General features: G+C 72.1%; 16 protein-coding genes. 10 read left to right on the top strand and 6 right to left on the bottom strand.

Features of this window, described 5'->3' with window-relative positions; all coding sequences use genetic code 11:
- Nucleotides 1-18 precede the first annotated feature (18 nt).
- The 6 genes from mmuM (at nt 19) to ACFYY1_RS23960 (ending at nt 9217) form a co-directional block, all read left to right on the top strand.
- On the top strand, nt 19-942 hold the full coding sequence (gene mmuM / locus ACFYY1_RS23985; protein WP_388588896.1) for a homocysteine S-methyltransferase: 924 nt from the start codon (nt 19-21) through the stop codon (nt 940-942).
- 120 nt (nt 943-1062) lie between these two features.
- Entirely contained in the window at nt 1063-2562 is a 1500-nt protein-coding gene (locus tag ACFYY1_RS23980) for a 3' terminal RNA ribose 2'-O-methyltransferase Hen1 (RefSeq protein WP_388588894.1), read from the top strand.
- Nucleotides 2559-5123, top strand: coding sequence for a polynucleotide kinase-phosphatase (locus ACFYY1_RS23975; RefSeq protein WP_388588893.1), 2565 nt, complete (start codon nt 2559-2561; stop codon nt 5121-5123). Before ACFYY1_RS23980 ends, ACFYY1_RS23975 begins: the two co-directional genes overlap by 4 nt.
- A 112-nt stretch (nt 5124-5235) precedes the next feature.
- Nucleotides 5236-6468, top strand: coding sequence for an arginine deiminase (locus ACFYY1_RS23970; RefSeq protein WP_388588891.1), 1233 nt, complete (start codon nt 5236-5238; stop codon nt 6466-6468).
- A 113-nt stretch (nt 6469-6581) separates the two neighbouring features.
- Complete coding sequence (gene argF, locus ACFYY1_RS23965; protein WP_388588888.1) at nt 6582-7598, top strand: ornithine carbamoyltransferase; 1017 nt, start codon at nt 6582-6584, stop codon at nt 7596-7598.
- A gap of 176 nt (nt 7599-7774) precedes the next feature.
- On the top strand, nt 7775-9217 hold the full coding sequence (locus tag ACFYY1_RS23960) for an amino acid permease (RefSeq protein WP_388588886.1): 1443 nt from the start codon (nt 7775-7777) through the stop codon (nt 9215-9217).
- 10 nt (nt 9218-9227) lie between these two features.
- Here ACFYY1_RS23960 and ACFYY1_RS23955 read toward each other — a convergent pair whose 3' ends face one another.
- Nucleotides 9228-9659, bottom strand: a complete 432-nt coding sequence (locus ACFYY1_RS23955; RefSeq protein WP_388588883.1) for an ATP-binding protein — start codon at nt 9657-9659, stop codon at nt 9228-9230.
- Nucleotides 9660-9903: 244 nt separating this feature from the next.
- Here ACFYY1_RS23955 and ACFYY1_RS23950 point away from each other — a divergent pair, with 244 nt between their 5' ends.
- Nucleotides 9904-10731: an enoyl-CoA hydratase family protein gene (locus ACFYY1_RS23950; RefSeq protein ID WP_388588880.1), complete on the top strand. Its 828-nt coding sequence runs from the start codon at nt 9904-9906 to the stop codon at nt 10729-10731.
- A 4-nt stretch (nt 10732-10735) separates the two neighbouring features.
- Nucleotides 10736-13048: a bifunctional salicylyl-CoA 5-hydroxylase/oxidoreductase gene (locus tag ACFYY1_RS23945; protein WP_388588877.1), complete on the top strand. Its 2313-nt coding sequence runs from the start codon at nt 10736-10738 to the stop codon at nt 13046-13048.
- On the opposite strand, the gene ACFYY1_RS23940 is transcribed toward ACFYY1_RS23945, so the two are convergent.
- The 3 genes from ACFYY1_RS23940 to ACFYY1_RS23930 form a co-directional block, all read right to left on the bottom strand.
- Nucleotides 13035-13466, bottom strand: coding sequence for a hypothetical protein (locus ACFYY1_RS23940; RefSeq protein ID WP_388588875.1), 432 nt, complete (start codon nt 13464-13466; stop codon nt 13035-13037). The two genes, ACFYY1_RS23945 and ACFYY1_RS23940, sit on opposite strands and share 14 nt — an antisense overlap.
- Entirely contained in the window at nt 13463-14284 is an 822-nt protein-coding gene (locus ACFYY1_RS23935) for a GNAT family N-acetyltransferase (RefSeq protein ID WP_388588873.1), read from the bottom strand. The genes ACFYY1_RS23940 and ACFYY1_RS23935 overlap by 4 nt, the downstream gene beginning before the upstream one ends.
- A 72-nt stretch (nt 14285-14356) precedes the next feature.
- Nucleotides 14357-15958: an AMP-binding protein gene (locus ACFYY1_RS23930; protein WP_388588870.1), complete on the bottom strand. Its 1602-nt coding sequence runs from the start codon at nt 15956-15958 to the stop codon at nt 14357-14359.
- A gap of 170 nt (nt 15959-16128) precedes the next feature.
- Between ACFYY1_RS23930 and ACFYY1_RS23925 the strand changes: the two genes are divergently transcribed.
- Nucleotides 16129-17256 carry an acyl-CoA dehydrogenase family protein gene (locus tag ACFYY1_RS23925; protein ID WP_388588867.1) on the top strand — a complete coding sequence of 376 codons (1128 nt, stop codon included), beginning with the start codon at nt 16129-16131 and terminating at the stop codon, nt 17254-17256.
- A complete protein-coding gene (locus ACFYY1_RS23920; RefSeq protein ID WP_388588864.1) occupies nt 17253-17654 on the top strand; it encodes a RidA family protein in 402 nt (133 codons plus the stop codon). The genes ACFYY1_RS23925 and ACFYY1_RS23920 overlap by 4 nt, the downstream gene beginning before the upstream one ends.
- A 64-nt stretch (nt 17655-17718) precedes the next feature.
- Here ACFYY1_RS23920 and ACFYY1_RS23915 read toward each other — a convergent pair whose 3' ends face one another.
- On the bottom strand, nt 17719-18852 hold the full coding sequence (locus ACFYY1_RS23915) for an FAD-dependent monooxygenase (RefSeq protein WP_388588861.1): 1134 nt from the start codon (nt 18850-18852) through the stop codon (nt 17719-17721).
- Between the two features lie 50 nt (nt 18853-18902).
- Nucleotides 18903-19472, bottom strand: a complete 570-nt coding sequence (locus tag ACFYY1_RS23910) for an ATP/GTP-binding protein (protein ID WP_388588860.1) — start codon at nt 19470-19472, stop codon at nt 18903-18905.
- Between the last annotated feature and the right edge of the window lie 2 nt (nt 19473-19474).

The following is a 19474-nucleotide window of genomic DNA, read 5'->3' as shown; positions in this document are numbered from 1 at the left end:
CGACGCAAGGAGTCACCTGTGCACCCCGCCCGTACGCTCGGCAGAGCCCTCGCGGCAGGGCCGGTCCTGCTCGACGGAGGGCTGTCCAACCAGCTGGAGGCGCAGGGCTGCGATCTGTCCGACGCCCTGTGGTCGGCCCGGCTGCTGACGGACGGGCCCGGACAGATCGAGGCGGCCCACACCGCCTATGTGCGTGCGGGTGCGCAGGTGCTCATCACGGCCGGATACCAGGCGAGCTTCGAAGGGTTCGCGCGGCGGGGGACCGGACGGGCGGAGGCGGCGGAGCTGTTCGCCCGCAGTGTCCGGCTGGCGCGGCGGGCCGCGGGGGCGGTGGAGCGGGATGTCTGGGTCGCCGGTTCGGTCGGCCCGTACGGGGCGATGCTGGCGGACGGCAGCGAGTACCGGGGCCGGTACGGGCTCACCGTCCGGGAGCTGGAGCGCTTCCACCGGCCCCGGATCGAGGCGCTGGCCGCCGCCGGGCCCGATGCGCTGGCCCTGGAGACGGTGCCGGACGTCGACGAGGCCGAGGCGTTGTTGCGGGCGGTCGAGGGGTGCGGGCTGCCGCTCTGGCTCTCGTACAGCGTGACGGGCGACCGGACCAGGGCGGGCCAGTCGCTGGAGACGGCCTTCGGGCTGGTCCGGGGGCTCGACGAGGTGGTGGCCGTGGGGGTGAACTGCTGCGATCCGGCCGATGCGGACCGGGCGGTGCGGGTGGCCGCCGAGGTGACCGGGAAGCCGGTCGTCGTCTACCCGAACAGCGGTGAGCGGTGGGACGCGGGGGCCCGGGGATGGGCCGGTGCTCCCACGTTCGACCCGGGCCGGGCAAGGGCCTGGCAGGACGACGGGGCCCGGTTGATCGGCGGCTGCTGCCGGGTCGGCCCGGACACCGTCGCGGAACTGGCCGGGCTGCTCGGCACGGCGGGGGCCGACGGGCCGACGTGAGCGGGAGCGGGGGGAGCGGACCGGCCGCGCGCGGGCGGGCCGGAGTGCTCGCCGGGCAGATGTCCGGGACACGCGAAAATACCTGGTGGGGGGCAAGTGGAGCGGACCATACTCGGACGTGTGTTCCTGACAATCAGTACGACCGGCAACCCGGAACGTCCAGCGACCGACCTCGGCTTTCTGCTGCACAAGCATCCCGAGAAGGCGCAGACGTTCTCCACCTCCCACGGCACCGCGCATGTCTTCTACCCCGAGGCATCCGCCGAGCGCTGCACCGCGGCGCTCCTGCTGGAAGTGGATCCCGTGGCGCTGGTGCGCCGCGGCAAGGGCAAGGGCCGGGGCGGCGCTCCCGACGCGGCGCTCGCGCAGTACGTCAACGACCGCCCGTACGCGGCGTCCTCGCTGCTCTCCGTCGCCATGAGCGCGGTCTTCAAGTCCGCGCTGAACGGTGTGTGCCGGGCACTGCCCGAGCGCGCGCAGGCGCCGATGCCGCTGCGGATCGAGGTGCCCGCGCTGCCGGCCCGCGGTGGTGCGGAGCTGGTGCGCAAGCTCTTCGGGCCGCTCGGCTGGACGAGCGTGGACGCCGTGGCCGTACCGCTGGACGAGCAGTTCCCGGAGTGGGGGGACTCCCGGTACGTACGGCTGGTGCTCGAAGGCGAGCTGCGGCTGGCGGACGCCTTGCGTCAGCTGTACGTGCTGCTGCCGGTGCTGGACGACGCCAAGCACTACTGGGTCGCACCGGACGAGGTGGACAAGCTGCTGCGCGCGGGCGAGGGCTGGCTCGCCGCCCATCCCGAGCAGAAGCTGATCACCAGCCGCTATCTGTCCCGGCGCTGGGGGCTGACCCGGCAGGCGATGCAGCAGCTCGAACTGGTGCGGCTCGCGGAGTCGGACGACCTCGAAGTCGAGAGCATCGACAACGCGGTGGACGAGACGACCGACACCGAGGAGAAGCCGGTCCCGCTCGCCGAGCAGCGGCGCGCCGCGGTCCTCGAAGCGCTGCGGGCCGCCGGCGCGAGCCGGGTCCTCGACCTGGGCTGCGGCCAGGGCCAGTTGGTGCAGGCACTCCTCAAGGACGTGGCCTTCACCGAGATCGTCGGCGTCGACGTCTCCATGCGCGCCCTCACCATCGCGTCACGGCGGCTGAAGCTGGACCGGATGGGTGAGCGGCAGGCGGCCAGGGTCACGCTCCGGCAGGGCTCGCTCACCTACACCGACAAGCGGCTCAAGGGGTATGACGCGGCCGTGCTCAGCGAGGTGATCGAGCACCTCGACCTGCCGCGACTGCCCGCGCTGGAGTACGCCGTGTTCGGTTCGGCCCGTCCGCGGACCGTCCTCGTGACGACGCCGAACGTCGAGTACAACGTCCGCTGGGAGACCCTGCCCGCCGGGCAGGTGCGCCACGGCGACCACCGCTTCGAATGGACCAGGGCCGAATTCCGCGACTGGGCCCGGGAAGTGGCGGAGCGGCACGGATACGGAGTCGACTTCGTCCCCGTGGGGACGGACGACCCCGAGGTGGGACCGCCCACACAGATGGCCGTGTTCACGATGACCGCGGCCGACGAGACCGCGCAGCGGCGCGGGACCCGGAACGAGAAGGAGGCGAACGCCGCATGACCAGTACCGCACGCACCCTGCCGGTGACCGACCTCTCCCTCGTGGTCCTCATCGGGGCCAGTGGCTCCGGCAAGTCCACCTTCGCCCGCAGGCACTTCAAGCCCACTGAGATCGTCTCCTCGGACTTCTGCCGCGGCCTGGTCGCCGACGACGAGAACGACCAGAGCGCCAGCCGGGACGCCTTCGACGTACTGCACTACATCGTCGGCAAGCGGCTGGCGGCCGGGCGGCTGACCGTGGTGGACGCCACCAGTGTCCAGTCCGAGAGCCGCAAGCAGCTGGTCCAGCTGGCCAGGAGCCATGACGTGCTGCCCATCGCGATCGTCCTCGACCTGCCCGAAGAGGTCTGCATCGCGCGCAACGCGGCCCGCCCCGACCGCGCCGGCATGCCGCGCCACGTCATCCAGCGCCACCGCCGCGAACTGCGCCGTTCGCTGCGGGGCCTGGAGCGCGAGGGCTTCCGCAAGGTGCACATCCTGCGCACCGAGGAAGAGGCCGAGCACGCCGAAGTGGTGCTGGAGCGCCGCTACAACGACCTGCGGCACCTCACCGGCCCCTTCGACATCATCGGCGACATCCACGGCTGCAGCTCCGAGCTGGAGTCCCTGCTCGGCAAGCTCGGCTACGTCGACGGCGCGCACCCCGAAGGGCGTACGGCGGTCTTCGTCGGCGACCTCGTGGACCGCGGCCCCGACAGCCCCGGAGTGCTGCGCCGCGTCATGGCCATGGTGTCGGCGGGCAACGCCCTGTGCGTACCGGGCAACCACGAGAACAAGCTCGGCCGCTACCTCAAGGGCCGCAACGTCCAGCACACCCATGGACTCGCCGAGACCATCGAGCAGCTGGAGAAGGAGGACGAGAAGGACCCGGCCTTCCGCGAGCAGGTGCGGGAGTTCATCGACGGGCTCGTCAGCCACTACGTGCTCGACGACGGCAAGCTCGTGGTCTGCCACGCCGGACTGCCCGAGAAGTACCACGGCCGCACCTCCGGGCGGGTCCGCTCGCACGCCCTGTACGGGGACACCACCGGCGAGACCGACGAGTTCGGCCTGCCCGTGCGCTACCCCTGGGCGGAGGAGTACCGCGGCAGTGCCGCCGTGGTCTACGGCCACACCCCGGTGCCCAACACCTCCTGGATCAACAACACCATCTGCCTGGACACCGGGGCGGTCTTCGGCGGGAAGATGACCGCGCTGCGCTGGCCGGAGCGCGAACTCGTCGACGTACCGGCCGAACAGGTCTGGTACGAGCCGGCCAAGCCGCTGGCCACGGAGGCACCCGGTGGCCGGGAGGGACGGCCGCTCGACCTGGCCGATGTGCAGGGCCGGCGGATCGTCGAGACCCGGCACATGGGCCGCATCGCGGTCCGTGAGGAGAACGCCGCCGCCGCGCTCGAAGTCATGAGCCGGTTCGCCGTCGACCCCCAGCTGCTCGGTTACCTCCCGCCGACCATGGCGCCCACCGCCACCTCGCGCGAGGACGGCTATCTGGAGCACCCGGCCGAGGCCTTCGCGCAGTACCGGGCGGACGGCGTGACCAAGGTCGTGTGCGAGGAGAAGCACATGGGATCGCGCGCGGTCGCCCTGGTCTGCCGGGACGCTGCCGCCGCCCGTGAGCGCTTCGGCGCCGGGGCCACCTCCGGTGGAGCGGACGGGCCGACCGGGGCGCTGTACACCCGTACCGGACGGCCGTTCCTCGACGACACCGCACTCACCGAGGTGATCCTCGGCAGGCTGCGCACCGCCGTCACCGCCGCCGGGCTCTGGGAGGAGTGGGGCACCGACTGGGTGCTGCTCGACGCGGAGCTGATGCCCTGGTCCCTCAAGGCGTCCGGGCTGCTGCGCTCGCAGTACGCCGCGGTCGGTGCCGCGTCCGGCGCCGTCCTCCCGGAGGCCAACGCGGCCCTCGCGGCGGCGGCCGCCCGAGGAGTGGACGTCGGTCCGCTCGCGGAGCGCCAGCAGGGGCGGGCCGAGGACGCCGCCGCGTTCACCGAGGCGTACCGCCGGTACTGCTGGTCCACCCAGGGCCTGGACGGGGTGCGGCTCGCACCGTTCCAGATCCTCGCCGTGCAGGGCCGCTCGCTGGCCGCCGTACCGCACGACGAGCAGCTGGCCTGGCTCGACCGACTGGTCGAGCACGACCCGACCGGGCTCCTCCAGGTCACCCGCCGGCTCGTCGTCGACACCGGGGACGAGGCATCGGTGCGCGCCGGTGTCGACTGGTGGCTGGAGATGACCGGGCGCGGCGGCGAGGGCATGGTCGTCAAGCCGCTCGCCGCGCTGGTCCGGGACGGCAAGGGCAGACTGGTCCAGCCGGGCATCAAGGTGCGCGGCCGGGAGTACCTGCGGATCATCTACGGCCCCGAGTACACCCGCCCGGAGAATCTGGAGCGGCTGCGCGGACGGTTCCTCGGGCACAAGCGGTCGCTGGCGCTGCGGGAGTACGCGCTGGGGCTCGAAGCGCTGGACCGGCTGGCCGACGGGGAGCCGCTGTGGCGGGTCCACGAGGCGGTGTTCGCGGTGCTGGCGCTGGAGTCGGAGCCGGTCGACCCAAGGCTCTGAAACCGGGCGCGAAGACGGCGGGGCGTCGCCAGTGGGCTGTGCGGAGCGATCCACGCAGAACCCACTGGCGATTCGCAGGGTTCACCGGCCCGCGCACGGTGAGGATGGAGGCATGGGATTCCATGTCGACTCCGAGGCCGGGCGGCTGCGCCGCGTCATCCTGCACCGCCCCGATCTGGAACTGAAGAGGCTCACCCCCAGCAACAAGGACGCGCTCCTCTTCGACGACGTGCTCTGGGTGCGCCGGGCCCGCCAGGAGCACGACGGCTTCGCGGACGTGCTGCGCGACCGCGGCGTGGAGGTGCACCTCTTCGGCGATCTGCTCCGTGAGTCGCTGGACATCCCGGTGGCCAGACGGCTCGTGCTGGACCGGGTCTTCGAGGAGAAGGAGTACGGACCGCTCGCCACCGAGCATCTGCGGGCCGCCTTCGAGGAGTTGCCCAGCGCGGAGCTGGCCGACGCACTCGTCGGCGGCATGACCAAGCGGGAGTTCCTGGAAGGGCACGGCGAGCCGGTCTCCGTCCGCTTCCACGTCATGGACCTGGACGACTTCCTGCTGGACCCGCTGCCCAACCACCTCTTCACCCGGGACACCTCGGCCTGGATATACGACGGGGTGTCCATCAACGCGATGCGCTGGCCGGCCCGGCAGCGCGAGACGGTCCACTTCGAGGCGATCTACCGTCATCACCCCCTGTTCACCGGGCCCGAAGCGGGCGCCTTCCACCACTGGTCCCAGGGGCAGGACGACTACCCGTCCACCATCGAGGGCGGCGACGTCCTGGTCATCGGCCACGGCGCCGTCCTCATCGGGATGAGCGAGCGCACCACCCCGCAGGCGGTGGAGATGCTGGCCCGCGGGCTGTTCGACGCCGGCTCGGCCCACACGATCGTGGCGCTCGACATGCCCAAGCGCCGCGCGTTCATGCACCTCGACACCGTGATGACGATGGTCGACGGCGACACCTTCACCAAGTACGCCGGCCTGGGCATGCTCCGCTCGTACACCATCGAGCCCGGCGCGGGGCCCCGGGACCTGAAGGTCACCGACCACCCGCCCGAGCACATGCACCGGGCGATCGCGCACGCCCTGGGGCTGGAGTCGATCCGGGTCCTCACCGCCACCCAGGACGTGCACGCCGCCGAGCGCGAGCAGTGGGACGACGGCTGCAATGTGCTGGCCGTCGAACCGGGTGTCGTCGTCGCGTACGAGCGCAACGCCACCACCAACACCTTTCTGCGCAAGGAGGGCATCGAGGTCATCGAGATCCGGGGCAGCGAACTCGGCCGGGGCCGGGGCGGCCCCCGCTGCATGAGCTGTCCGGTGGTGCGCGACCCGGTGTAGGCGGGGCGCCGGCGCGGAGGGCACGAGCAGGGCTCCGTATAGCGATGCATGGTGTCGTATAGACTTCCAGAGTCACTGTACGTGCGACCCTCGCCCGACCCAGGAGCTGCCCCATGGCCATAGACCTCACAGGCCGCCACTTCCTCAAGGAGCTGGACTTCACGGCCGAGGAGTTCCGCGGCCTGATCGAGCTCGCGGCCGAGCTCAAGAGCGCGAAGAAGTCGGGGACCGAGGAGCAGCGGCTGCGCGGCAGGAACATCGCGCTGATCTTCGAGAAGACCTCGACCCGCACCCGCTGCGCCTTCGAGGTGGCCGCTGCCGACCAGGGCGCGTCCACGACCTATCTGGACCCCTCCGGCTCCCAGCTGGGGCACAAGGAGTCGGTGAAGGACACGGCCCGCGTCCTCGGCCGGATGTTCGACGGCATCGAGTACCGCGGTGACAGCCAGGCGGCCGTGGAGGAGCTGGCCGCCCACGGCGGCGTGCCGGTCTTCAACGGGCTCACCGACGACTGGCACCCCACCCAGATGCTCGCCGACGTCCTCACCATGACCGAGCACAGCGACAAGCCGCTGGAGCGGATCGCCTTCGCCTACCTCGGCGACGCCCGGTTCAACATGGGCAACTCCTACCTGATCACCGGCGCCCTGCTGGGCATGGACGTCCGGATCGTCGCGCCGAAGGCGTACTGGCCCGCCGAGGCAGTCGTCGCCGAGGCCCACCGGCTGGCCGGCGCGAGCGGTGCGACCGTCACCCTCACCGAGGACATCGCCGAGGGCGTCGAGGGCGCCGACTTCGTCGCCACCGACGTCTGGGTCTCCATGGGCGAGCCCAAGGAGGTGTGGGCCGAGCGCATCGAGGCCCTGGCACCGTACAGCGTGACCATGGACGTGCTCCGCGCCACCGGCAACGCCGACGTGAAGTTCCTGCACTGCCTTCCGGCCTACCACGACCTGGGGACCGGGATCGGGCGGCAGATCGAGGCCGACCACGGGCTGACGGAGCTGGAGGTCACCGACGAGGTCTTCGAGTCCGCGCACTCGATCGTCTTCGACGAGGCGGAGAACCGGATGCACACGATCAAGGCCGTTCTGGTGGCGACCATGGCGCCGCCGGCGGTCAAGGGCTGATCGCCGCATGGGCATGCGCCCGATTGGGTGAACATGCGCGAAGGCGACTAATATGTCGCTCCTTGGTGGGGTTCGAGCTCGCACGCTCGAACCCCATTTTTTTCTGTGCGCCACCGGAGCCCCCACAGCTCCGGGCGCACCCCCCCACATGCTCCACCAGAGAAGAGACCATCCCCGTGAGTCCGCTGCGCCCACCGAGGCCCCCGCACCCGTCCGGGCCGCGCGTCAAGAGCCCCCACCAGCTGATCGCCGAGTCCGGCGCCGACCTGGAGGGGCACGGCCTCAAGCGCACCATGGGGCTCTTCCAGCTGGTGTGCTTCGGTGTCGGCGCCGTCGTCGGGACCGGCATCTTCGTCGGCCTCTCCGACTCCGTCGCCGAGGCGGGCCCCGCGGTCGTGCTCTCCTTCGTGCTGGCCGCGATCACCTGCATCTTCACCGCGTTCTCCTTCGCCGAGCTGGGCAGCGCCATCCCGGTCTCCGGCAGCTCCTACTCCTTCGCCTACGCGACCCTCGGCGAACGCGTAGCGTTCCTCGTCGGCTGGTGCCTGCTGCTGGAGTACGGCGTCTCGCTCTCCGCGGTCGCCGTCGGCTGGAGCCAGTACGTCAACGAGCTGCTGGACAGCCTCTTCGGCGTGCAGCTGCCGGCCGCCCTCTCGGCGGGCCCCGGCGACGGCGGCGTGATCAATCTGCCCGCCGTCCTGGTGGTGATGATGGCCGCGACCCTGCTGGTGCGCGGCGTCCGGGAGAGCGCCGGGGCCACCGCCGCGATGGCGGTCCTCAAGATCACCATCCTGGTCGCGTTCTGCGTCATCGCCTTCACGGCCTTCGAGCACGGCAACCTCACTCCGTTCTTCGCCGAGGGCGCGGGCGGGGTCACGGCCGGTGCGTCGCTGGCGTTCTTCTCGTACATCGGCTTCGACGCCATCACCACGGCGGGCGAAGAGGTCAGGAACCCGCGGCGGAACATCCCGATCGCGATCATGGTCTGCATCGGCCTGGTCACCCTGCTCTACTGCGCGGTCGCGCTCGCCGCCATCGGCGCGCTCGGGCCGGAGGCCGTGGCCGACCGGCCCGCAGCGCTCTCGATCGTCGTCGACCAGGTCACCGACTCGACCGTGGGCGGCGGGATCATCGCCTTCGGCGCGGTCGTCGCGATCGCGTCCGTCGTGCTCGCGGTGATGTACGGGCAGACCCGCATCCTGATGTCGATGTCGCGCGACGGGCTGATCCCGCGGGTCTTCGAGCGGGTCTCGCCGCGTACGGCGACGCCGGTTGCCAACACCTGGATCGTGGCGGCGGTCTTCGCGGTCCCGGCGGCCTTCTCGTCGCTGGACGTGGTGGTGAACCTGACGACCATCGGCACACTGGCCACCATGGTCGCGGTGAACCTCGCGGTGATCGTGCTGCGCCGCCGCAACCCGGAGGTGAAGGGCTCGTTCCGGGTGCCGCTCTATCCGCTGAGCCCGCTGCTGGGCGTCGGCTTCTGCCTCTATCTGATATACGGGACGGGCTGGGCGACCTGGGTCCAGTTCGCGGTCTTCCTGGCGGTCGGCTCAGCGGTGTACGCCTTCTACGGCCGCAGCCGCTCCCGGCTGGCCGGCGCCGGAGCCACCGGCTGAGGGCGGCGCCTCAGCTCTGGGGCGTGAGGGACGGCAGGGTGAACCACACCGCCTTGCCGTGCTCCGTCGTGCGGTGTCCGCAGGACGAGCTGAGCGTATGGATCAGCAGCAGGCCCCGGCCGTGCTCCTGCCAGGGGTCCGGCTCGCCGCCGGGTGCGGGGAAGGACAGGCCGCCCGCCGGGGCGGGGTCGCGGTCGTGGACCTCGACCTGGCAGCCGGTCGGCAGGAGTTCCACCACCAGCTCGATGGGCTCGTCGCTCCGGGTGTGCTCGACCGCGTTGGCGACCAGCTCCGCGGTGAGGAGTTCGGCGGTGTCGCTGTCGGCCGGTGCGTCGATGTCCGCGAGCGCGGTACGGATCAGGGCGCGGGCGATCGGTACGGCCGCCGTCGAGTGCGGCAGGGCGATCCGCCAGGAGGCGGGAACGGGGACGTCGGGGGGCACGGCATGGTTTCCGTTCCGGGGTGGGGGCGGGTTCACGGATGCGGGACTCTCTGGCGGTAAAGACTTCTCGGTTTCAACCTTACGAACCGCAACGACACAGACAAGGGTCTGCCGACCGGTATGAAAGGGACGTTGGCCACTGCGCTCTCACGCTCCACGTATTGCGTGCTCGTGACGGAAGTCACGGACGAGTGATAAGTTCGAGGGCAGGCAGCGGCCCGACGGCTGAAGGGGAGCCCCCTCCATGAGCCCGTTTCCCAGTTCCGCCCCGCACACGGACGACTGGCGCCATCTGCGGCTGACGACGGACGACGGGGTCGCCACCGTCACGCTCGCCCGGCCCGAGAAACTCAACGCGCTCACCTTCGGTGCCTACGCCGACCTGCGCGATCTGCTCGCCGAACTGTCCCGCGAACGCAGCGTGCGTGCCCTGGTGCTCGCGGGGGAGGGCCGGGGATTCTGCTCCGGCGGAGACGTCGACGACATCATCGGCGCGACACTCGCCATGGACACCGCCCAGCTCCTCGATTTCAACCGCATGACGGGGCAGGTGGTGCGGGCCCTCCGTGAGACCCCCTTCCCCGTCATCGCCGCCGTACACGGGGTGGCGGCGGGTGCGGGGGCCGTTCTCGCGCTGGCCGCCGACTTCCGGGTCGCCGATCCGTCGGCCCGCTTCGCCTTCCTGTTCACCAGGGTCGGCCTCTCCGGCGGCGACATGGGCGCCGCCTACCTGCTGCCACGCGTCGTCGGCCTCGGCCATGCCACCCGGCTGCTGATGCTCGGCGAACCGGTCCGGGCACCCGAGGCGGAACGGATCGGGCTGATCAGCGAGCTGACAGACGAGGGCCAGGCGGACATACGCGCGGCCGCGCTCGCCCGCCGCCTCGCCGACGGACCCGCCCTCGCCCTCGCCCAGACCAAGGCCCTGCTCACCGCCGAACTCGACATGCCGCTCGCCGCCGCGGTCGAGATGGACGCAGCCACCCAGGCCCTGCTGATGCACGGCGAGGACTACGCGGAATTCCATGCGGCCTTCACCGAGAAACGGCCCCCGAAGTGGCGGGGCAGGTAGCGCCATGCCGTCCGAGGAGACTCCGGCCGACGCGACCCGTACGCGCGTACGGCGCATCGCGGTCATCGGCGGCGGACCCGGCGGGCTCTACGCCGCCGCCCTGCTCAAGCGACTCGACCCGGACCGCGACATCACCGTCTGGGAGCGCAACGCCCCCGAGGACACCTTCGGCTTCGGCGTCGTCCTCTCCGACGAGACCCTCGGCGGCATCGAACACGCCGACCCCGTCGTGTACCGGGCCCTCAGCGAGGCATTCGTACGGTGGGACGACATCGACATCGTCCACCGCGGCATCACCCAGACGTCCGGCGGCCACGGCTTCGCCGCGCTGGGCAGACGCAGGCTGCTGCGGATCCTGCACGACCGCTGCGATTCCCTCGGCGTACGCCTCCGCTTCCGCACCGAGGCACCGCCGGCCGCCGAGCTGGCCGCCACCCACGACCTGGTGATCGCCGCCGACGGGGTGCACAGCCTCACCCGCGCCGCCCACGCCGACACCTTCGGCCCCCGCCTCACCACCCACCGCTGCCGCTACATCTGGCTCGCCGCCGACTTCGCCCTCGACGCCTTCCGCTTCGAGACCGCCGAGACCGCCTACGGGGTGATGCAGCTCCACGGCTACCCCTTCTCGGCCGACGCCTCCACCGTCATCGTCGAGATGCGGGAGGAGGTCTGGCGGGCCGCCGGATTCGACACCTGCGAGGTCGAGCACTCCACGCTGCGCTGCGCCAAGATCTTCACCGAGGCGCTCGGCGGCCGCCCCCTGCGCTCCAACAACTCCTCCTGGCTCACCTTCCGCACCGTCGTCAACGCCCACTGGTCGCACGGCAACACCGTCCTCATCGGCGACGCCGCCCACACCGCGCACTTCTCCATCGGCTCCGGCACCAAACTCGCCGTCGAGGACGCCCTCGCCCTCGCCGCCTGCATCGAGGAACAGCCCGACCTGCCGCGCGCACTGTCCGCGTACGAGGCCGAGCGCCGCCCGGTCGTCGAATCGACCCAGCGGGCCGCCGCGGCCAGCCTGCGCTGGTTCGAGGAGCTCGGCACCTACGTCGACCAGCCGCCCCGACAGTTCGCCTTCAACCTCCTCACCCGCAGCCGCCGCGTCACCCACGACAACCTGCGGCTGCGCGACGCCTCCTTCACCGCCGCCGTCGAGACGGAGTTCGGCTGCGCCCCGGGCGTACCGCCGATGTTCACCCCGCTGCGGCTGCGCGGCCTCGAACTGCGCAACCGCGTCGTCGTCTCACCCATGGACATGTACTCGGCCACCGACGGCGTCCCCGGCGACTTCCACCTCGTCCACCTGGGCGCCCGCGCGCTCGGCGGCGCCGGGCTCGTCATGACGGAGATGGTGTGCGTCAGCGCCGAGGGCCGCATCACCCCCGGCTGCACCGGCCTCTACACCCCCGAACAGGCCGCCGCCTGGACCCGGATCACCGAGTTCGTCCACACCGGCGCCCCCGGCACGGCCATCGGCGTGCAGCTCGGCCACTCCGGACGCAAGGGCTCCACCAAGCTCATGTGGGAGGGCATCGACCAGCCCCTCGACCGCGGCAACTGGCCGCTCACCGCCGCCTCCCCGATCCCGTACGCACCCGGCGTCAACCAGGTCCCGCACGCCCTGGACCGGGCCGGACTCGACACCGTGCGCGAGCAGTTCGCGGCGGCGGCCCGGCGCGCCGCCCACTGCGGGTTCGACCTGCTCGAACTGCACTGCGCCCACGGCTATCTGCTCTCCGGCTTCCTCTCGCCGCTCACCAACCACCGCACCGACGAGTACGGCGGATCCCTGCACGGCCGGCTCCGCTTCCCCCTGGAAGTCTTCGACGCGATCCGCGCCGACTGGCCCGACGACCGGCCCATGACCGTCCGGATCTCCGCCACCGACTGGGCCGAGGGCGGCACCACCGCCGAGGACGCCGTCGAGATCGCCCGCGCCTTCGTCGCCCACGGGGCCGACGCCATCGACGTCTCCACCGGCCAGGTCGTCCCCGACGAGCACCCCGAGTACGGCCGCTCCTACCAGACCCCGTACGCCGACCGGATCCGCAACACCCTGTGCGTGCCCGTCATCGCGGTCGGCGCGATCTCTTCCTGGGACGACGTCAACTCCCTGCTGCTCGCGGGCCGGGCCGACCTCTGCGCCCTGGCCCGCCCCCACCTCTACGACCCGCAGTGGACCCTGCACGCGGCGGCCGAGCAGGGCTACGAAGGACCGGGCGCGCCCTGGCCGCTCCCGTACCGCGCGGGCAGCCGCACCCCGCCGACGGGCCGCACGGACGCGCCGAAGCCCCGGCTCACCCTGGAGTGACGGACAGGCACTCGTGGCACAGACACCGGTCCGGGTGCGGGGCCCCGTGGTGGGCGTGCCGCTCCTCGCGGGCGATCCGCTCCAGCAGTGCGGCCAGCTCCCCGGCCTCCTCCCGGCCACCGGACCCCCGGCCGTCGCACCGCTTCAGCACGGCCGGGGCATACACCAACTGCGCCCGGAAGGTGTGCAGATGGCGGACCCCGGTATCGATGGTGATCCAGTGACCGGTGTGCCGCCCGTGCCCCACCGTGGTCAGCTGCTGGTGGCCCATCCCCGGACAGGTGTCGATGACATACACCTTCGCCCCGCCCCGGTACGCCTTCGTGCCCGGACGCAGCTCCTGGCCGAGATCCCCGTACCGCCGCCACAGCACCACGTTCGCGGCGACCAGCCAGACCGGCTCGGGCGCCCCGCTCACCGCTCCACCACGCTGATCAGCAGCCGGTCCGACACCTCCCGGTAGCCGATGCGCCGGTACACGCCGTTGCTGGTGGGGTTCGCCAGGTCGGTGAAGAGCAGCACCTCCCGCGCGCCGTCCTCCCTCGCCGCCCGGCTGATCTCCGCCGTCACCGCTGCCGCGTAGCCCCGGCCGCGGCGCTCCGGCGGGGTGTAGACCATCGCGACCCGCACCATGCCCGCGAGTCGTGGGGAGACGCCCGCCATCGACACCAGGACGCCGTCGTCCTCCCAGAGCGTCAGCCCGCCGGACTCGATGCGCTCGTCGACCAGCCGTTCGGCGTGGGCGCCGGACTGGCCGGTCCCCTCGGCGAAGTCACGAACCCAGCGCACCAGCAGTTCACGGTCGGCGGCGACCGCGTTCCTGGGCCGTCCCGGCGGGGCCGGGGAGGGCGGTGTCAGCGTCGCCAGCCGGTAGAGCCGCTGCTCCTCGTCGACCCGGTGACCGGGCCAGGTCGCGGCGAGCGCCTCGGCGGTGGCCCGGTCCGCGTTGATCCGGGTCAGCGGGAGCGCGGCGGCCAGCGGACCGACCGCAGCCGGGTCGACGGACCCCAGCATGGGCGGGTACGGCGGCGTCCGCACCAGTGTCCCCGCGACCTCGCCGTCCGCCCCGCGCCACCAGCCGAGCAGCGGGGCGGCGTCGCCGTAGGCGTGCGGGCCGTGGCGCCGCAGGGTCTCGGTGACGGTCAGGATCAGGGTGTTCTCGGCGGGGCGGGCGGTCAGTGAGGCGCCGGCCGCGTCGAGGAAGACGCCGACGTCATCGGTGAAGGTCCAAGGCATGGTTCATCCTGCCGGGCGCGCGGAGAGCGCGGCACCTGGTTTTCCGGCTCGGCCGTCCCGCGGCGGGAAGGGTCAGTCGGCCCGCAGCCGGAAGCGCTGGAGCTTGCCGGTGGCGGTGCGGGGGAGGGCGGGCAGGAACTCGATGACGCGCGGGCACTTGTGCGGGGCCAGTACGCCCTTCATGTACGCGCGCAGCTCGTCGGCCGCCAGCTCCGCGCCCTCGCGCAGCACCACGTACGCCACCACGATCTGGCCGCGCAGTTCGTCCGCCCGGCCCACCACCGCGGCCTCGGCCACCGAGGGGTGGTGCAGCAGGGCGTCCTCGACCTCGGGGCCCGCGATGTTGTAGCCGGAGGAGATGATCATGTCGTCGGCGCGGGCCACGTAACGGAAGTAGCCGTCCTGGTCCCGCACGTAGGTGTCCCCGGTGATGTTCCAGCCGTGCGCCACATAGTCCCGCTGGCGCTCGTCGGCGAGATAGCGGCAGCCGACCGGGCCGCGCACCGCGAGCAGTCCGGGCTCCCCGTCCGGCACCGGGCGGCCCTCGCGGTCCAGTACCCGGGCCTGCCAGCCGGGGACGGGGAGCCCGGTGGTGCCGGGGCGGATCGCCTCGTCGGCGGCCGAGATGAAGATGTGCAGCAGTTCGGTGGCACCTATGCCGTTGATGATGCGCAGCCCGGTCCGCTCGTGCCACGCGTGCCAGGTGGCGACGGGAAGGTTCTCCCCGGCCGAGACGCAGCGTCGCAGCGCGCTCAGATCGTGGTGGTCCATGTGGTCGAGCATCACGCGGTAGGCGGTCGGCGCGGTGAACAGCACCGAGACGCGGTGGGCGGCCAGCGCGGGCAGCAGCTGGGCCGGGCCGGCCTGTTCGAGCAGCAGGGCACTGGCACCGGCCCGCAGCGGGAAGACCACCAGACCGCCGAGCCCGAAGGTGAAGCCGAGCGGCGGGCTGCCCGCGAACACGTCGTCGGGGGTGGGCCGCAGGACATGGGCCGAGAAGGTGTCGGCGATGGCGAGCACATCCCGGTGGAAGTGCATGCACCCCTTCGGGCGTCCGGTGGTGCCCGAGGTGAACGCGATCAGCGCGACGTCGTCCGCCGCCGTCCGCACGGCCTCGTACGGCCCGCTCCTGGCCTCCGCCAGGCGCAGCAGATCGTCCGGGGCGTCGCCCCCGTACGCCGTGATGCGCAGCCCCGGCACCTCGGCCTTCACCAGGTCGTCGACCGCGCGGGCGTCGCACAGCGCGTGACTCACCCGGGCGATGGAGCACATGGTGGACAGTTCCGCGGAGCGCTGCCGGTCCAGCACCGTGACGGCGATCGCACCGGTCTTCAGCACCGCGAGCCAGCAGGCGGCCAGATGGGGTGTGGTGGCGCCGCGCAGCAGGACGCGGTTGCCGGGTACGACCCCCAGATCGGAGGTGAGGACATGGGCGATCCGGTCCACCCGCTCCCGCAGCTCCCGGTAGCTCCACACCGCGCCGTCCGGGGTGCGGAAGGCGGGGCGGTCGGCGCCGAAGCGGTCGGCCGTACGGTCCAGCAGTTCCGCCGCGCAGTTGAGGCGGTCCGGATAGTGCAGCTCGGGAAGGCCGAAGAGCAGCTGTGGCCACTGGTCCCGCGGTGGCAGGTGCTCCCTGGCGAAGGTGTCGACGTGCGCTGAGGTCTTCGGGTCCATGACGGCTCGCCCCCTTGTCGCCTCTGGAGCGTATCGTTTGGGTGACGGTAGTCAACGGTCCGCGATAGACCGGGTGGTCGGGAAACGGGTGGACGGGGAAACGGGAACAAGAGACCGAAAAGCGGGAACGAGAGACCAGGAAGACGAGACGCGACCAGAAGGGCGCCCGTATGACGGCATTCTCACTCGATCCGGCACAGACCGCCTGGTGTGAAGAGCTAAGAACCCTGGCCGAGCAACAACTGCGTCCCCTCGCCGAGAAGGGCGACCCCGGCCACGTCAACCGCCCCCTGATCGCCGCACTCGGCGAGTCGGGCCTGCTGGATCGGATGCTGGGCTCGGGGGCCCTCGATCTCTGCCTGCTCCGCGAGTCCCTGGCCCGCGGCTGCACCGAGGCCGAGACCGCGCTGGCCCTCCAGGGTCTCGGCACCCACCCCTTGCTCCGCTCGGGCACCCCGGCCCACCGCGAACGCTGGCTCCCCGAGGTGCGGGCGGGCCGCGCCGTCGCCGCCTTCGCGCTCAGCGAACCGGGCGCGGGCTCCGACGCGGCGGCCCTCGCCCTGAGCGCCGGCCCCGAGGCCGGTGGCTGGCGGCTGACCGGCGAGAAGTGCTGGATCTCCAACGCGCCGGAGGCCGACTTCTACACCGTGTTCGCCCGCACGACCCCGGGCGCGGGCGCCCGCGGCATCACCGCGTTCCTGGTCCCCGCCGACCGCCCCGGACTGACCGGCACCGCCCTCGACATGCTCTCGCCGCACCCCATCGGCGCCCTGGCGTTCGACGGGGTCCCGGTCACCACCGACGACGTCCTCGGCGAACCCGACCGGGGCTTTTGGGTCGCCATGGACACCCTCAACCTCTTCCGCCCCAGCGTCGGCGCGTTCGCCGTCGGCATGGCCCGCGCCGCACTCGACGCCACCGTGGAACACACCGCCCACCGCACCGCGTTCGGCGGCCCGCTCAAGGACCTGCAGGCCGTGTCCCACCAGGTCGCCGAGATGGCCACCCGGACCGAGGCCGCCCGGCTCCTGGTGTTCGCGGCGGCCGCCGCGTACGACGCGGGGGAGCCCGGGGTGCCGGGCCGGGCCGCCATGGCGAAGCTGTACGCCACCGAGACCGCGCAGTACGTCGTCGACACCGCCGTCCAGTTGCACGGCGCCCGCGCCCTGCGCCGCGGCCACCTCCTGGAACACCTCTACCGGGAGGTCCGCGCGCCACGGATCTACGAGGGCGCCAGCGAGGTCCAGCGCACGATCATCGCCAAGGAGCTCTACGCCACCCGGGAGGCTTCCGCATGAGTCCGGTCCACCGGATCAACCCCGTCGAGCTGTCCCCGCCCACGGGCTTCTCGCACGCCGTCACGGCCACCGGCGGCCAACTGGTCTTCCTGGCCGGGCAGACCGCCCTCGACCAGAACGGCAAGATCGTCGGCGACGGCCTGCCCGAGCAGTTCGCCACCGCGCTCACCAATCTGCTCACCGCGCTGCGCGCGGCGGGCGGCGCCCCGGCGGACCTCGCCCGGGTCACCGTGTACGCCACCGATGTGGCCGACTACCGGGAGAACGCCGCCGAACTGGGCCGGATCTGGCGGCGGCTGGCGGGCCGCGACTTCCCGGCCATGGCCGTCATCGGGGTGGCCAGGCTCTGGGACGAGCAGGCCCTGGTGGAGATCGACGGGGTGGCGGTACTGCCGTGAACGCACCGTACGGGCCCGGCTAACCGGGCCCGTACGCGTGCGGCGACCGGCGCGTCGGCGAGGGTCAGTACGGCTTCACCAGCACATGGGCGGCGCCCGGAATGCCGACCTTCAGCAGCTCGTCCTCCTCGGGCGTCGTCTCGTTGCCCGTCTCCTGCTTGAGCACCGCACGCGACATGGCCTGCACCCACATGGCCCGGGGGCGGCGACGCGCCTCCCACGCTTCGAGCGCCTCGGCCACGCCGGACCCGGCGTCCAGCGACTCGGCCAGCACCAGCGCGTCCTCGACGGCCATCGCGGCGCCCTGGGCGATGTGCGGGGTGGAGGCGTGCGCGGCGTCACCGGCCAGGACGACCCGGCCGACGTGCCACGGCTCCTCGACCGTCACCTGGGAGATCCGCGAGTACACCACCGAGGCCGGGTCGGTGACGGTGGCGAGCGCCTCGGCGACCGGTCCGGAGAACATCGCGAGGCGCTCCGTGAGCTGCTCGTGGGCCCGCTCCGGGTCCGGCCGGAAGTCCTCGGACTCCGCGAACACCGCACCCAGGTACATCAGTTCCCCGGTGATCGGGGTGAGCAGCGCCTTGGCGTCCTTGCCCGCGGTACCCATCACCACGCCCCGCACCTGCGGCTGCCGGGGGACCGTCACCCGCCAGTTGGCGAAGCCGGTGTACTCGGGGGTGTAGCGGTCCCCGTAGAGCCGGGTGCGCAGCGGCGAACCGATGCCGTCGAAGCCGGCCACCAGGTCCCAGCGGCCCGAGGAGCCGTCGGACAGGGTGACGTCCACACCGGAGCCGTCGTCGGTCAGCTCGGTGATGGTGGTGCCGAAGCGGATCCTGGCGCCCGCGGCGACGGCGGCGGAGTTCAGCACCCGGGCCAGGGCGGGGCGCGGGATGCCGTTGTTGGAGGGGGCGTCGCCCATCCGCGGCTGGGGTATCTCGGCGAGCGTGTTGCCGGCCGGGTCGGCGATGGTCAGGACCTCCCACTCGAAGCCCGCCGCCAGGCAGTCGTCGAGGACCCCGATCTCCCGCATGACGTGCAGGGCGTTGGACGGCTGGATGATGCCGACGCCGAGCGCGTCCAGCTCGTCGCGGAGCTCGGCGACCTCGACGGTGTGGCCGCGCCGGGCCAGTGCGGTGGCGAGCGTGAGCCCGCCGATGCCGCCGCCGTGAATCAGGACGCGCAGGGGTGTTGCCATCTCAGGTGTCTCCAGAGCGAGAAAGGTGCGGGGAGTTACGGGGCGGACCGTCAGCCGGCCGCGACGGGCAGGCTCATCAGGTGGTCCACCAGGGCCAGCAGCACGTCCCGGCCGAACGGGCGCTCGCGCACGTCGCCGATCAGCAGCGGCACGTGCGGGTCGAGGTCGAGAGCGGCCCTGATCTCGTCCGGGGTACGGGTGTTGTGGCCGTGGAAGCAGTTGATCGCGACCACGAATGGGATGTCCCGGCTCTCGTAGAAGTCGATCGAGGCGAAGCTCGTCTCCAGCCTGCGGGTGTCGGCGATCACCACGCCGCCGAGCGCCCCGTTGACCAGGTCGTTCCACATGAACCAGAAGCGTTCCTGGCCGGGGGTGCCGAAGAGGTAGACCACCAGCTCGGAACTGACCGTGATGCGGCCGAAGTCCAGCGCGACGGTGGTGGTGTCCTTCTCGCCGACACCGGCCAGGTCGTCGACTCCGACGCTGGCCTTGGTCAGGTACTCCTCGGTGCGCAGCGGTGCGACCTCGCTGACCGCGCCCACCAGGGTGGTCTTGCCGACGCCGAAGCCTCCGGCGATAAGTATCTTGACGGCGGCGGGGGCCGCCTGACTGCTTGTCATCT

The organism is Streptomyces sp. NPDC001890 (assembly GCF_042891445.1).
Lineage (GTDB): Bacteria > Actinomycetota > Actinomycetes > Streptomycetales > Streptomycetaceae > Streptomyces.
This window is presented reverse-complemented; position numbering and strand designations above follow the sequence as displayed.